Origin of the sequence: Bacteroides finegoldii DSM 17565, assembly GCF_000156195.1 — a bacterium.
GTDB lineage: Bacteria > Bacteroidota > Bacteroidia > Bacteroidales > Bacteroidaceae > Bacteroides > Bacteroides finegoldii.
Map to the genome: position 1 here is coordinate 235,642 of NZ_GG688321.1, position 14,364 is coordinate 250,005.

The following is a 14,364-nucleotide window of genomic DNA, read 5'->3' on the forward strand; positions in this document are numbered from 1 at the left end:
AAATAAGCAATTATCTTTTATTTGGTATAATAGCTATATGTCCGTTTGTGTAGATTGAATTCAGATCTGAACAAACGGATTTTTTATACCTATAAAATAAAAGACATGCTTTCTATTCAAGTCCATTCATACAATAAGCATTGTATCCATTTACGGTGGATATTATGTTTGATTCTATCTTTATTTACCACATTACCGGCCATTTCCCAATCCAAGGTTCGGCATCAGACTTCTCTGTCTGATACACTTCTCAAACTCAAAGAAGTTACTATCTACAGTAATCGGATGCAAAAAAAGATGTCTCCTGTGCAGATACTGTCCGGCAAAGAACTTGAGAAGCTAAATGTTTACTCCGTTGCCGATGCTTTACGCTACTTTTCCGGAGTACAGATAAAAGATTATGGAGGTATTGGCGGACTAAAAACCGTCAATATACGAAGTATGGGCAGTCATCATGTCGGAGTATTTTATGATGGTATTGAATTAGGAAATGCGCAAAATGGAGTCGTCGATCTAGGCCGTTTTTCATTAGATAATATGGAAGTCATTTCACTATATAATGGTCAAAAAAGTGCCATCTTCCAACCTGCCAAAGATTATAGTTCCGCAAGTGCCATATATATGCAGACACGAAAACCCCTATTCAAAGGGGAAAAGAAAAACAATCTGAACATCGGGGTGAAAGGCGGTTCATTCTCTACCATCAATCCGTCACTACTTTGGGAACATCGTTTCAACGAACGAATAAGCAGTTCCATCAGTACGGAGTATATGTATACATCAGGACGATATAAATTCACATACGCCAAGAAAGATGGTTACGACACAACAGCTGTTCGTCAAAATGGAGACGTAAGAATGTTACGTTTGGAGAATGCATTCTTCGGAAAAGTCCCCAAAGGAGAATGGAAAGCCAAAGCATACCTATACAATTCGGAACGGGGATACCCCGGAGCTGCGGTAAGAGAAGAACCGGGTAAGTTTCGCCATCAGGACCGGCAGTGGGATACCAATCTGTTTGTGCAAGGCTCTTTTCAAAACTATTTTAAGCCTTGGTACAGTCTGCTAGCCAACGGAAAATATGCTTATGACTATCTCCACTATTTATCCGATCCCAGACTGGATGTCACCACCATGTACGTAGACAATCACTACCGACAGCAAGAAATCTATGCTTCGGCCGCCCATTTATTCACCATCTATCCCTGGTGGAGTATGTCATTATCCAACGATTTTCAATGGAATGCATTACGGGCCGATCTCATAGATTTTGTCTATCCAACCCGTAATACAATCCTGACTTCTGCTGCCACGTCCTTTGACTTCAACCGCCTCATGTTGCAGGCGAGCCTGTTATATACTCATGTCGATGACAATACACGTACCAAAGGAGCCAATGCAGGCACCAAAAACAAATACACTCCGTCTGTCATAGCCACCTGGCAACCATTGACCAAGCTCCCTCTGAATGTACGGGCCTTTTATAAGAAAGTCTTTCGCATGCCAACTCTCAATGATTTGTATTATACTTTTATAGGCAATAAGGACTTAAAACCAGAATATACCACCCAATACGATGTGGGTATCACTTTCTCTCACACCTGGAATAACCATTGGCTGAAAAGCCTGGACTTACAAATAGATGGTTACTATAATGAAGTAGATGATAAAATCATTGCCATGCCTACCTCCAACCAGTTCCGTTGGACTATGATTAATCTCGGACATGTGGAAATTCGGGGATTAGACGCAGCCATACGAGGAAAATGGGGCTTCGGAAAGGTGGAACTTAGCACTCTCTTCAATTACACCTATCAAAAGGCACAGGATTTTACCGATCCTACCAGTGAATGGTATGGAGGCCAGATTCCTTATATACCTTGGCATGGAGGTTCCATCATCCTCAATGGAAGTTACCAAACATGGTCCTGTAACTATAGTTTCATTTATACAGGTGAACGTTATGAAGCAGTCGCCAATATCCCGGAGAACTACGCACAGCCCTGGTATACCCACGATTTTTCCCTATCCAAAACTTTTCAATGGGGGAAAACGGGAATACGTGTAACGGCAGAAATTAATAATATCTTCAATCAGCAATATGAAGTAGTGCAATGCTATCCTATGCCCGGTACAAGTTTTAAAATCAAATTAAACGTCATGTTATGAGAATATCTGTTCTATCCATCATTATCTGTTTTGTTCTTCTATCGACTTCTTGTCGCGAAGATGAACGCATTATTCCGTCAACTCCCAACCAAGTTACTCCCGGAGTAAGCGGTACCTCTGTCAAAGGTTTCTTTCTACTCAATGAAGGAAATATGGGAAGCAACAAGGCTACCCTTGATTACTTTGATTACGAAACCGGTATCTATCATAAGAATATCTATGCGGAACGGAACCCGGGAGTCGTACAAGAATTGGGGGATGTGGGAAATGATATCCAAATCTATGGAAATAAGTTATATGCCATCATCAACTGTTCTCATTTCGTAGAAGTGATGAATGTAGAAACAGCAAAACACATCACGCAAATTTCCATACCTAATTGCCGTTATATAGTTTTTAAAGATAAATATGCATACGTCAGTTCGTATGCAGGCCCTGTCAAAATAGATCCCAACGCCAGACTGGGGTATGTAGCACGTGTTGACACTACCACACTGACTGTCAAAGATACCTGTGTGGTCGGCTACCAGCCGGAAGAAATGGTGATTGTGGGCAACAAACTCTATGTAGCCAACTCCGGCGGGTATCGCGTACCTAATTATGACCGCACGGTATCCGTCATCGACTTGAACACATTCAAAGTTATCAAAACCATTGATGTGGGAATCAATTTGCATAGAATGGAATTAGACCAATACGGAAATATTTATGTCTCATCCCGGGGAGATTATTATGACACTTACTCCGAAACATTTGTAATAGATTCCAATACCGATAAAGTAATCGAAGAATTACCGCTTCTTCCCAATACAGAAATGGCTATTTGCAGAGATTCACTGTATATATACAGTACAGAATGGAGTTATTACACCAACAGTTGGACAGTCTCTTACGCTATTTATAATACAAAAACAAAGAAAACTGATACCCGCAATTTTATTACAGATGGTACGGAAAAATCTATCAAGATACCTTATGGAATAGCAATCAATCCGGAAACAGGTGAATTCTTCGTCACCGATGCCAAAGACTATGTGACTCCTGGCACATTATACTGTTTCTCCCGGGATGGAAAAAAGAAATGGTCAGTCATCACGGGGGACATTCCGGCACATATTGCCTTTACAGATAAGAAACTAAAAGCGATTCAATAATTCATATCACTATTACTAATTAAAAACAAAAGCAATGAAGAAAATTCTATTTTTACTGCTCACTATCATTACGGTATGCAGTTGCTACAATGACGATGATCTCTGGGATAAAGTCAATGATCTTGACGGACGAGTAGAAACACTAGAAACAACAGTCAAGAAAATGAACTCAGAAATTACAACTTTACAGAGTTTGGTAGACGCATTAAATCAAGGGAAAATAATTACGAATACAGAACAGACCTCCGAAGGCTACACGCTGACCTTCAATGACGGAAGCAAAGTATCTATCAAAAATGGAACAAATGGTACAGATGCTCCTGTGATTGGAGTGAAAGCTGATGAAAACGGAATATATTACTGGACAGTCACCACTAATGGCACTACAGAATGGCTACCGGATGCCGAACACAAATTGAGAGTAACAGGTGTAACTCCTGTCATGGGAGTTGACAGTGAAGGCTATTGGACGGTTGATACAGGTGAAGGAGCTAAACGCATGAATGGAACAGATGGCAAACCGGTAAAAGCAACGGGAAAGGACGGGGATTCTTTCTTCAAGTCGGTAGTAGATGACACGGAGAATGATGTTGTTATCATTACTTTGGCAGATGAAAAAAACACTTCGTTCATGCTGCCAAAAACAACTAATTCGGTTATGAAAGTCACTGATATGGGAAGCGTTGAATATTTCACTTTTAACCAAACCAAATCATTTGAATTACAACTCACTAACGTGGCAGACTTCATCGTCCATGCACCGGAAGGATGGACAATAAAAATGAGCTATACCAAACTTTCCATTACCGCCCCTGCTTCCGTATCAGAAAATGAAGCTGTCATTAAAATCCAGTTATTTAATAAACAAGGACTAACAAAAATTCAGCGATTATTCGTTTATGCTTCTGCATATACTTTAAAAGGGTTATCTTTTGAAGACTCCGATTATAAAGGTACAGGCAATTATATAGGTAAAAGCGACTGGTCTTCATTAATTGACAATCCTCAATATGGCGGTCCGTTACTTTATGGACAATCAGGAATGGGCCCTTCAGACTATAATTGGTATGATGAAAACAATACATTACTCCAACATGAGTTCCCAACGAATTGGGGCACTACCTGTTATTGGGGAGGTGGACACGCTATATCCAACTATGTAGATATGGATTTGACTCATGGAGGTTTTCAATACCAGTTGGCGGTTTATTACAAAGATCCGGCAACAGGAAATGGAGGGCATAACGGCTCTAAGAATTTCTGTGTACATTATGGCTATACAGATAACTCCGGTTATGCTTCCGAAAACTTACCCTACATTTACTTTGGAGATGGAGTAGCTCGTGTAGTAGATCATATGTATGTGACAATGACAACTTATCTCGCCAATTGTGTAGCCAATGGCAACGGACTGACTGCACCTGCCGGGGAAGATGATTGGGTAAAACTGGTCGCTATCGGTTATGATGAAGACGGTAACGAAGTTAAAACTAAACCTGAATTTTATCTGGTAGGAAAAACTGGTAACATTCTGGAATGGAGCAAATGGGATTTATCAGCTCTGGGCAAGGTAGTAAAGATTGATTTTAATGTCACAGGGAGCAATGATAATGGTTACGGTTTTAGCCAACCGGCTTATTTCTGTTATGATGACGTAGCAGTGAGATTCTAATGAAACATATTATACTTCTTTTATTTGTTCTGTTCGCATTAGTATCATGCGTGAAAGAAGAGGAGGACTCTCCTCTTCTTTCCGCTCCTGTCATTACCCTGAAAGAAGAATCCCCCATCTATAAAACAAAAATTGGTCGGGAGATAACCATCGCTCCTGTTTATGAAAATACCGATTCGGAAACGACCTTTAACTGGACAATAGATGGAAAGAGTATCTGTACCGCTTCCACCCTGACATTTTCAGCCGATGAAGCAGGCAGGTATTTCATTCTGATTTCTGCCACCAATGCTGGAGGGACAACAGAAAAAGAGATACGTATCGATGTCTTTCAGCTTGATGTACCGACTATCTCTATTGCGGATGCCGACAAAGGTTTCAAAGTGCTTCAAGGCTCTGAACTAACCATTACACCCATAGTAGATTCTTTTCTGGAAACCAGTTACTCCTGGCAAATAAACGGTGAAGATATTTCGAACGAATTAACCTGTACTCTCCCCACAATCGAGCTTGGCGAATATCAGGTTCGTTTTGCTACTCACAATGAAGATGGCGATGACGAAGTAACTTTCAAAGTAGAAGTTTGTTCACCGGATCAAGTAGATTTCAACTGGACATTCCTGCAAACGGAATATAACATGTCAGCCGGCAGAACTATCCGTATCAAACCGGTTGACGTGAATAATGCACTGGATGCAGTCTATACATGGACCGTGGACAATGAACAAGTGCAATCCGGAGAAAATGATACTTATCTGTTTACATCCGGGCAGCAGGGGGAACACACGGTAAAGGTCGAAATGAAGAACTCATATATACTCGCTACGCAAACATTAAAAGTCAATGTTTGCCCTCCCGCAGGAACATACCAGCGGAAGATTAGCGCCACAAGTTCTGCGTCAATGAACAGAGTATATGAATATTTACCGGCTCCCGGTCAATTCATCAATGAGAATCATACCACAACAACTATGGCAGAAGCCTGCACCTATGCAGAAGAACGAATCAATCAGACGGCTTATGTTTCCCTAGGCGGATTCGGTGGATACATCATCGTTGGATTCGATCATAGTATCGTGAATGATGGAGATTACAACATTGCTATTACAGGAAACGCTTTTGATGGTTCGTCAGAACCGGGAATTGTATGGGTAATGCAGGACGAAAATGGTGATGGGTTACCTAATGACACTTGGTATGAATTGCGCGGATCCGAATATGGGAAAGCCGAAACCTGGCAGGACTATGCCGTCACCTATCATAAACCAACTGGTATTCAGCTTCCCACCCCATGGACAGACAATCATGGTCAAAGTGGGTCTATTGATTATCTGGGTGCTTTTCACCGGCAAGATTATTATTATCCCGCCTGGGTAAAGGAAAAACAATATACTTTGCGAGGTACTCGCCTGAAAGAGCGTAATTACGATCAATCCGGTAATGGTACTTATTGGGTAAATGATAGTTATGAATGGGGATATGCTGATAATTTCAGTGCCATTGATCGTCTGACAGATGATGACAACTATAATGCCGGACCGTCTGACAATCATTTCAAGATATCCCATGCTGTAACTTTCGACGGTAAGGATGCAAACCTGAAGTACGTTGATTTTATCAAAGTACAAGTGGGTGTTAATAGTAAAAGCGGTTGGTTGGGTGAAATATCCACTGAAGTTTTTGGAATAAAGGATTTCAACATGCTCAAATAATTGATAGAATATACATAAGAGATTCTTTTCCCTATTAAATATAGAGATAAAAATTACCAAATGGTAATTTTTATCTCCTCCCATAACCCTACCTTTGTCGCCATTTTCAACGACAAAGGTAGAAAGTTATGAAAGATAGTATTGATTTCGGCAGTATGAACATCTCCACGTTGTTCCGTAAGTTACTAATTCCTACGGTACTTGGGATGGTATTCTCGGCTCTGTTCGTTATTACGGACGGGATATTTGTAGGAAAAGGAATTGGCAGTGACGCGCTGGCGGCAGTAAATATCACTGCACCGCTTTTTATGATCGCAGTGGGTATCGGACTGATGTTCGGAGTGGGAGCTTCGGTGGTGGCTTCCATTCATTTATCTCAGGGAAAACGCAAAGTAGCAAGTATTAATATCACTCAGGCAATTGCTTTTTCCGCATTGCTCATACTTATCCTGTCTGCTCTGTGCCTTTATTTTATAGAGCCATTAGCCAGATTATTAGGTAGTTCGGACCGATTGTTGCCGTTAGCTGTAGAATATATGGCATGGTACATTCCTTTTCTCGTATTCTACGAAGTCTTAAATATAGGTATGTTCTGCATCCGTCTGGACGGTTCACCCACCTATGCCATGATGTGTAATGCGGTTGCAGCCATACTCAATATCATACTGGATTATATATTCATCTTCGAACTTGGTTGGGGAATAATGGGAGCAGCTTTTGCCACCAGTCTGGGAACTGTCGTGGGAGGGTTGATGACACTGATTTACTTACTCCGTTTCTCTCGTACCCTCCATCTATGCCGGATAAAGTTAAGTATCAAAAGTCTGTTACTGACTCTTCGCAACATCGGTTATATAATTAAACTGGGAAGCTCTGCTTTTATCAGTGAAGCCTCCATTGCCTGTATGATGTTTCTGGGGAACTACGTTTTCATCCGCCATCTCGGTGAAGACGGAGTGGCAGCATTCAGTATTGCCTGTTACTTCTTCCCTATCATCTTCATGGTCTATAATGCCATTGCACAATCCGCACAGCCGATTATCAGCTATAACTTCGGAGCCGGACAACCCGAGCGTGTACGAAAGACACTGCATCTCGCCATTCGGACCGCTTTAATCTGCGGTATCAGCTTTTTCATTCTTACCGTACTATGCTGCCAAGACATCGTTTCGTTATTCATTGACCGCAGCTACGCTGCATTTGATATAGCAGTAAACGGGCTTCCTTATTTCGGAGTAGGATTCATTTTCTTTGCCGTCAACATGATTGGCATTGGTTATTATCAGAGTGTCGAAAGAGGTCAGCGGGCAACAATTATCACTCTTCTCCGGGGAGTCGTATTTATGTTGATCGGATTCTTTGCGCTCCCTCCGGTATTGGGTATACCGGGTATCTGGCTAGCCGTACCATTGACAGAGTTATTAACCACTTTCTATATTTTCGGAATTTATTTGAAAGATCGTTTCATTGTCTGCCGACGATAAATCAAAGAGACTCCGGAATTATTGCAATATGTACCTTTAAAACATATAGCGTCTTACTTGTGGATAACTCCGCAGTCGCTAAGTAGGATTCGGGCGAAGATAGCATCTTCTCGCAATAATACTACGCTTTCGAGGTCTTCACCCCAAAAGCACAATAAGTCAAATAACACACACAAGCTAAAGTAACAAAAACACCTCCGATCACACCTACTATTCCAATCGCAAATCCAATAACTGGAGTAACGACTCCGCCACCGGCAACAGCAGTAATCATCAATCCTGAAATTTGGTTTGCTTTTTCCGGCCTTGCCTGTAAAGCCATCGAATAAATGATAGAAAATACGGATGAGGCAAAGAAGCCGACAGCACCGATACAAATCAGATTCACCATATCATTTTTTACAAAGGCCAGAATAAGCAAAGAGAAAATACAGGCAACAATATTCACACGGAAATATTTCATTTCAGCAATACGGGCTAACAAGAAAGCACCCAACAAAGCACCTACCGTACGGCTTAAAAAATAAACCTGTGGGGCAAACTTCACTTGTTCTGCCGTCCAGTCAAATCGTTCCGCCATCAGTTTGGAGCTAATAAAGTTGGTAGCAACATCTACTCCCACAATAAAAAAGATACCCAGAAACAACAACAGAATCGTTTTATCCTTCAACAAAGAAAAAGTATCACTGATAGAAAGTTGTTGGGTTGCGGCACTGGAAGCTTCCCGTTTAACAGGTGTAGCCATCAGCCAAATGGCAGACAATAACGTGATAAAGCCTAATATAGGAAAACAATAATACCATTTGTCATCTCCAAAATGTGCTACAGCCAGCAACACAATCTCCGGCCCGACGAGAGAAGACACAGCTTTAATCACTTGTCCTGCTGTCAAACTACTTGTCAGCAAACGTTGGCTGGTTACCACATTACTCAATAACGGATTCAATGAAACCTGTAAAATGGCATTGCCAATTCCCAAAAGAGCATAAGCTATCATACAAGTCGCACTGTTATAAACGACTAATGGCAGCAGCATACCCACTACCGTTATTCCCATACTAAGTAAAACCGTATTTTTACGTCCCCATTTGTTCATCTGATTTCCAACAGGAATACCTAAAAACAGGAACCAGATAAAAACCAATGAAGGAACAAATCCCGTCATCACGGGAGACCAGTCGAAAGTACGTTGAACATAATCGGACGAAATACCGACTATGTCACAGAAGCCCATTACAAAGAACCCGAAAAGAACGGGAAGGGCGGCATAAATAGAATTTTGTGTTTTCATGTTTAACCCACTATATTATAAAATGTAAAATCCCCGGTGTCCTGTCAAGCAACATCGACACCGAGGAAAATAAGCTGTTTATTCAGAACAATGAGGCGGATTTTCCACTCCCCATTTCTCATTCGGTTGATTTCCCATTGTGAGTTTCAATGTCCCACCTTTATAGAGTTCATCCCGGTACAACCAGCACTGTTCCAATGGTTTGCCATTCAGCGTAGCCGACTGTACATAATATGCATCCGGGGTATTACCTGTCGTTTCAATCACAAACGTTTTTCCAGTTGCATTCACCGGACTAAGTTTAATTTCAATCTTATCAAACAATGGACTGCCCATCTGGAAAGTCGGCCGTTCACAAGCTCCTCCCTGTACATCGAACAATCCCATTGCTGCCATCACATACCAGGCTCCTAACTGTCCCTGGTCTTCATCCTGACCATAACCATAACCATGTTCTCCGTTTGTTCCATAAAACTCATCACAGATCAAACGCGTCCATTTCTGTGTCAGGTAAGGCTTACCGGAGAAATTAAACAACCAGGAAATATGAAGACTGGGCTGGTTTCCGTGATTATAAGGGCTCTGTAAACCAGAGAAAGCATTTACTACTTTTCCACCACCAAAAATCGACTTACGGGCTTCTGTGAAGATAGAATCCAACCGATTGTTAAACTCATCTTTGCCGACTTTTTCAATCAAACGAGCCGGATTCTGCGGTACAAAGAAAGTATATTGCATTGCATTCCCTTCCTGAAAACCTCTCCATGATTCCAATGGATTAAAGTTATCAATAAACTCACCATTGGGTACTCTCGGACGAATCATCTTCAGCGAATCATCAAACAACTTTTCCCAACCTGCAGAAAGCTCCATCAAACGCTTATAATCTTCCGTACGTCCCAAAGCTTTTGCCCATTGAGCCACTGCATAAGCACTAAAACTATATTCTAATGTGTGAGATACGGAGAAGCTCGAACCTTCCGGATGTGTGCCGAAATGAACACTGTTCTCATAAGGCACATACCCTCTCTCTACAAACTGTTTCACATCCATCTTGCCTGCCCCTTCAATGCGGCCTTCCCAGCCTAATTCATTCTTCAAGGCTGCCTGATAAGCAGTTTCCACATCAAAGTTACGAATTCCGCTATTATAAGCACCTGCTAAAGTGATGCTCACCATATTGGTTCCCACTCCGGAAACATACTTGCTGGTAGCAATACCATCCCCTAGCCAACCGGCATCCTTATACACCAGCAACTGACTGTTTACAAAGTCATTATAGTACTCCGGATATGCCAATGCCCAAAGAGAAGTCAGATTCCAGTAAGCTCCCCAAACCGCATCCGTATTATAGTGATTATATTCCGGTTTACCATCCTTAGTCAAAGGTATCTGACCAATGGTACCGTCATTTTTAGGATAAGCTCCGTTGACATCGCTGGCAAGCCCTCTACCCAATAATGCATGATACAACCCGGTATAGAATTTGATTTTGCTATCTTCCGTACCTCCAGAAACCAAGATGCGGCTCAAAGACTCATTCCATTTATCCGTAGTCGCTTTCATAGCCTCATCAAAAGCCAAGTCTTTCGCCTCCGATTCCAAATTCACTTTCGCATTTTCTATGGAAGTATACGATAAACCTATTTTTACATTGACTATCTCGTCTTTCTTTGTTTTATAATTCAGACACATGATAGCACCCGGCCCTTTTATTTCATTACGAGCCATCAAAGCACTATCTTGATAGAAAACTTCGACAGATTCCGGCGCACGGTCCAATTTTGCATAAAAATACATGGCAACCGAGGCACCTGCCTGATATTTCTTCACATATTCCGGCTCTGTAATCACATAACCTTCAATAGTATTTCCATCTACCTGTCTGATGTACGCATCACGCACAGCTCCACTTTCGCCCTGGCGATTGCCGATATTAAACAATATATGGGCATTCTCCGATTCCGGGAATGTATAACGCTGGAATCCGACACGAGCCGTAGCAGTAAGTTCAGCCTTTACCTGATAATCCTTTAATAACACAGAATAATATCCCGGACGTGCAGTTTCATCTTTTTTATCAAAGCGGGAACGGAAACCTTTATCCGGTTCTTCCAGCTTTCCGGGGTTTGTTTTCACTTCTCCCGTAACAGGCATCAGTGAAATTCCTCCTATCTGAAACTCGTGCAAGCAGGGAAAACCATCAATAGAAGCATGACCGTCCTCATAACCTACAGCCTCCCAACCTTGATTATTTCCGTACGTGCCGTTTGTAGATGCACCCAGCTTAGCTAAACCGAAAGGCTCGGCAGCCGGAGTATAGAAAAACCACCGACTATGAACCGTACCAATATTCGGATTCACATACTCTACCAGATTGGGACGATCAGGTGTTTTGCACCCTACAACACCTGCCAGAATCAACAGGCTACCTATCCATTTTAATTTCATCATTTATTTCATTTTTCTGTTTGTAACTTCTCCTTTAATTATTGCCACACGTGCATAATATTCCGGTACACACGAAGCGTCCAATAACCATTTCGGCTTACGTTTTTCATCAGTCCGCCCTGTCCAGTCATGATACATCAGTCCCGCCTGATCACGTGCATGATCCCAAGCATAATCCAGTCCTTTTATCATCGTATCCACATATTTTGAATCCCCCGTAACATTGTACAGATCGTGATAACCTCTAAACAAAACCAAATTAAACCAAGGCAAATCTGCAATATAAGGAATACCGTCTTCCGTGTATTTAAAGAACACTTTGTAACTTCCTTCTGCCAGAAATTTAGCATTATTCAGATACGCCTGCTCACCCGTATAATTATATAAAGCTACAGCTGCTTGTAACAAAGTACCTGTATTGTAAGTATACAAATCCGGGCATACTGCTGAAGTCGTTGTTAACCATGAGTTCCAAACGACTCCTCTTTCCGGATCTTTCAGATATTTATCAATCCAATGATAGAACTTCTTTCCCACCTCCAGATAATACTCATCTTTAGTTGCTTCATAAAGTTTTAAAGCCAACACCATCGCTTTTCCGTTAGAACAGGCAGGTTTCTGATCTTTCACTCCTTCCAGCCAGGAAACAGCTCCTTCAAAGTTCTCATCCCAACCACTTAAAATAAAGGTCAATACCTGTTTCGCTTTCTCCAGATAATGAGGATTTTTAGTTACCAAGTAAGAATCAATATAATCAATACCCACTAAACCATTGTCATCATAATAGCGGTCTACCTTTCCAAATTGAACAGGGTAAGCCTGATAACCGAAAGGAACGCATGTTGTATCATAATAATGTTCCATCGCCATCACCATCGAATCGACATAAACTGTATATTTCTCCGGTTCGATGGCAGCCATCAATACTGCTGAAGAAAAGACACCACTCATAGGCCATAGGTAAGAAACCTCTTGTGCCTGTCGGGTAGAATCATTAAAATAAGTCAGATCAGGACGATGACTACCGGGATAATATTCAGAGAAGAGACCGTATTTGGGAACCCGATAGAGTTCCCAGACACGTTGAAACATTTCTTCCGCCTTATCTTTGTTCGGAGTCGCTTTGGGCTCTCCTGCACAAGAGAAAAGCATGGATACCGCTGATACAAATAAAACTATATTTCTAATTTTACCATTCATACACTATTCTTCCGTCACAGTTTCCCCTTTATACAAAGCTATAATTCCCAGAGATTCTAGTGCAGCATCCTGCATCAACAACTGTTCAGCCCGTTTCGGGTCTGTTCCAGTCCAATCTTCATAAAACAGTCCGCTTGACAAACGAGCATTCTCGTATGCATAATCCAAGAAGTTAATGAATGTTTTGATATAATTACCTGCATTTTTGTAATAAGGTTCAATATCAATAAAGGCACGGATCAGTTTTGTTGTAAACCAAGGATCATGATCAGGATAAGCTAACGCCAACCCATTAAGCGGACGTACAAAATAATTATACGCACCTTCAGAAGAAGCAATGGCATTGTCCAGATAAGTTTGTTCACCTGTTATTTTATACAGACGGACTCCGTTAGAAATCATTACACCAGTATTGTAAGTCCATTTTGTTTTATTAATAGATCCGTCCGCTTGTTTATCATTCCAGTAGCAAGCATCTTCCGGATCACGCAGATTATTCAACGTCCAAGCATATAAACGTTTTGCCAAAGCTAAAACATCTGCTTTTTCCTCTTGAGGACATACTGAATAATATTCAAGTAAGAATAGTGTTGCATATCCATTGGCACACGTAGGCTTATTGGAATCACCAACTCCCTGCTGTCCCTTCTGATCCTCATTCCACCAAAGACCTCCTCCAAATGTATCATCTTCACCTTCTTGCAAAAATGCCACGATTCTTTTGGCCTTTGTCAAATAGTCTTGATTATTTAGCAAATTAAAAGCCTCTACCAATTCAATCCCTACAATAGAGTTATCATCATAAAAACGCGTTCCACTACCAGTAGTACCATTAGTTTGAGAACCATAACCACCCACAGCTCCATCAGGGGTTGAATAATAAACTTCAAAGCGGTCAACCATAGTTGCATAATTCACATCATAGCCCAAAGAATGTAAAGCTGCGACCCCTGATACCAGTCCGTCATACGGCCATAAGAAAGAAGCCGAGTTATCACCATCTTTCTTGGGATAATTTTCATTATACAATCCTTCTGTCGCCCCACTATTGATCCGGTAACACTGATTAATCAAATCAAACTGCTCTTTAGCGCGTTTATGATAAACGACTTCCTCTCCGGGTTCTGACGGAGTAATCGGTGTAGGCGGAATATATTTCTCTACGTCATCTCCGGCACAGGAGAATAATAGTGCCGGAAGAATAGCTAAAATAGTCTTTATCTTTTTCATA

At 41.4% G+C, this 14,364-nt stretch carries 9 protein-coding genes and 1 pseudogene; 6 read left to right on the plus strand and 4 right to left on the minus strand.

All coding sequences use genetic code 11. The features are described 5' to 3' along the window. The first annotated feature begins 105 nt into the window (after positions 1-105). The 6 genes and pseudogenes from BACFIN_RS12245 to BACFIN_RS23860 form a co-directional block, all read left to right on the plus strand. Positions 106-2,169, plus strand: coding sequence for a TonB-dependent receptor (locus tag BACFIN_RS12245; RefSeq protein WP_050761260.1), 2,064 nt, complete (start codon positions 106-108; stop codon positions 2,167-2,169). Beyond that, positions 2,166-3,323, plus strand: a complete 1,158-nt coding sequence (locus BACFIN_RS12240; protein ID WP_007751779.1) for a DUF5074 domain-containing protein — start codon at positions 2,166-2,168, stop codon at positions 3,321-3,323. Before BACFIN_RS12245 ends, BACFIN_RS12240 begins: the two co-directional genes overlap by 4 nt. Positions 3,324-3,357: 34 nt before the next feature. Beyond that, the gene (locus tag BACFIN_RS12235; RefSeq protein WP_007751781.1) at positions 3,358-4,995 is read left to right on the plus strand and encodes a PL29 family lyase N-terminal domain-containing protein; all 1,638 of its coding nucleotides are present in this window, start codon (positions 3,358-3,360) and stop codon (positions 4,993-4,995) included. Next, the gene (locus BACFIN_RS12230; protein WP_007751784.1) at positions 4,995-6,707 is read left to right on the plus strand and encodes a PKD-like domain-containing protein; all 1,713 of its coding nucleotides are present in this window, start codon (positions 4,995-4,997) and stop codon (positions 6,705-6,707) included. The genes BACFIN_RS12235 and BACFIN_RS12230 overlap by 1 nt, the downstream gene beginning before the upstream one ends. Positions 6,708-6,835: 128 nt before the next feature. Then, the gene (locus tag BACFIN_RS12225; protein WP_007751786.1) at positions 6,836-8,191 is read left to right on the plus strand and encodes an MATE family efflux transporter; all 1,356 of its coding nucleotides are present in this window, start codon (positions 6,836-6,838) and stop codon (positions 8,189-8,191) included. After that, positions 8,192-8,377 (plus strand): annotated as a pseudogene (locus tag BACFIN_RS23860) (hypothetical protein); the annotation flags it as partial. On the opposite strand, the gene BACFIN_RS12220 reads toward BACFIN_RS23860, so the two are convergent. The 4 genes from BACFIN_RS12220 to BACFIN_RS12205 all read right to left on the minus strand — a co-directional run bounded on the left by BACFIN_RS12220 (position 8,313) and on the right by BACFIN_RS12205 (position 14,363). Further along, positions 8,313-9,482 carry an MFS transporter gene (locus BACFIN_RS12220; RefSeq protein ID WP_007751787.1) on the minus strand — a complete coding sequence of 390 codons (1,170 nt, stop codon included), beginning with the start codon at positions 9,480-9,482 and terminating at the stop codon, positions 8,313-8,315. The pseudogene BACFIN_RS23860 and the gene BACFIN_RS12220 overlap by 65 nt on opposite strands. Before the next feature lie 78 nt (positions 9,483-9,560). After that, on the minus strand, positions 9,561-11,936 hold the full coding sequence (locus BACFIN_RS12215) for a GH92 family glycosyl hydrolase (protein ID WP_007751789.1): 2,376 nt from the start codon (positions 11,934-11,936) through the stop codon (positions 9,561-9,563). Then, the gene (locus BACFIN_RS12210; protein ID WP_007751791.1) at positions 11,937-13,133 is read right to left on the minus strand and encodes a glycoside hydrolase family 76 protein; all 1,197 of its coding nucleotides are present in this window, start codon (positions 13,131-13,133) and stop codon (positions 11,937-11,939) included. 3 nt (positions 13,134-13,136) lie between these two features. Beyond that, positions 13,137-14,363 (minus strand): glycoside hydrolase family 76 protein, encoded by a 1,227-nt coding sequence (locus BACFIN_RS12205; RefSeq protein ID WP_007751793.1) that lies wholly within the window; start codon positions 14,361-14,363, stop codon positions 13,137-13,139. Position 14,364 lies beyond the last annotated feature (1 nt).